Genomic DNA, 1,057 nt, shown 5'->3' with positions numbered 1-1,057 from the left:
AAGCATTGAAGCCTTTGTAAAACAAACGATAAAATCAACTTTACTTTCTAGAGCTTCTTTTAATATTTCCTTAAATTTCTCAATAGAAACCGAAAAGAACAAGACATCGTAAATGTTTGTTGCCAGAGTTCTTACTACACCTTCCGAAAGGATGCAATCTTTTTTCGTTTTACTCTGATTTACAAAGTTCCGAATAAAACTCTCTTTGTAGTTTTCAAAGAAGATATCGGAGAATAATTGCCCCATAGTATCTCCTCTACTTTAGTCTAATCGCTTCCTTATAAAAAAGTTCGGCAGTAAGGGTATCTATGTTCGTAAAATGGATTTCCCTTATCACGGTATCGGGATTTTTGTCTACGTACTTTAAGACTTCATCAAAGATGACTTTTATTCCAAGTTCTTTTGGGTAGCCAAAAATTCCAGTGCTTACAGCAGGAAGTGCTATCGATTTAACTTTCAAACTTTCTGCTACTTCAAGAGCCGACCTTATAGCACTTCTTAATTTTTCTTCTTCGTTCCCCTCTCCCCAAACAGGACCTACTGTATGGATAACGTATTTTGCTTTTAGGTTTCCTGCTGAAGTGTAAGCCGCCTTCCCGACAGGAACGTATCCTATCTTGTTACTTTCTTCTTGGATAATTTTCCCTCCCTTCTTTACAATAGCTCCTGCTACCCCACCTCCATGTTGTAAAGAACTGTTTGCCGCGTTTACTATGGCTTCTGTCTCTTCATCGGTAATATCACCGTGAACAACTCTTATAATGAGTCTCTTATAGTTCTTTTCAAGGAGGATTTTCATCTTACTCTCCCCCCAAGTCTCCCCAGATGTATTGAACAAGAGCCATTCCGGCAATTGCTGCAGTTTCTGCCCTTAGAATCCTTTTTCCAAGATAAATTGGTTTAAACCCTTTTTCCTTAAGGATTTCTATCTCCTCAGTATCAAGTCCTCCTTCAGGACCAACAATGAAGGATACAGAAGAAGCATTAAAAGATTCGTAATCCTTTAAACTTTTTCCACCTTTTTCCCATAAAACAAAAGAAAGTTCCGTTTTGTTTT

At 37.6% G+C, this 1,057-nt stretch carries 3 protein-coding genes; all 3 read right to left on the bottom strand.

What is annotated here, in order from left to right; genetic code table 11:
- The coding region (locus ABGX27_05180; GenBank protein MEO2068888.1) for a hypothetical protein at positions 1 to 246 on the bottom strand (246 nt) is incomplete at its 3' end.
- Positions 247 to 256: 10 nt separating this feature from the next.
- Positions 257 to 799 (bottom strand): macro domain-containing protein, encoded by a 543-nt coding sequence (locus tag ABGX27_05175; protein ID MEO2068887.1) that lies wholly within the window; start codon positions 797 to 799, stop codon positions 257 to 259.
- 1 nt (position 800) lies between these two features.
- A partial coding sequence (locus ABGX27_05170) for an RsmE family RNA methyltransferase (GenBank protein MEO2068886.1) occupies positions 801 to 1,057 on the bottom strand: 257 nt, incomplete at its 5' end.

The sequence above is a fragment of the Desulfurobacteriaceae bacterium genome (assembly GCA_039832905.1).
In the GTDB taxonomy this organism is placed as follows: domain Bacteria; phylum Aquificota; class Aquificia; order Desulfurobacteriales; family Desulfurobacteriaceae; genus Desulfurobacterium.
Note: the sequence above shows the minus strand (reverse complement) of the source record. Positions and strands in the feature narration are given on the sequence as shown.

Excerpts from the sequence above, each read along its gene's own strand:
- ABGX27_05175 (MEO2068887.1), bottom strand. The coding sequence starts at position 799 with ATGAAAATCCTCCTTGAAAAGAACTATAAGAGACTCATTATAAGAGTT.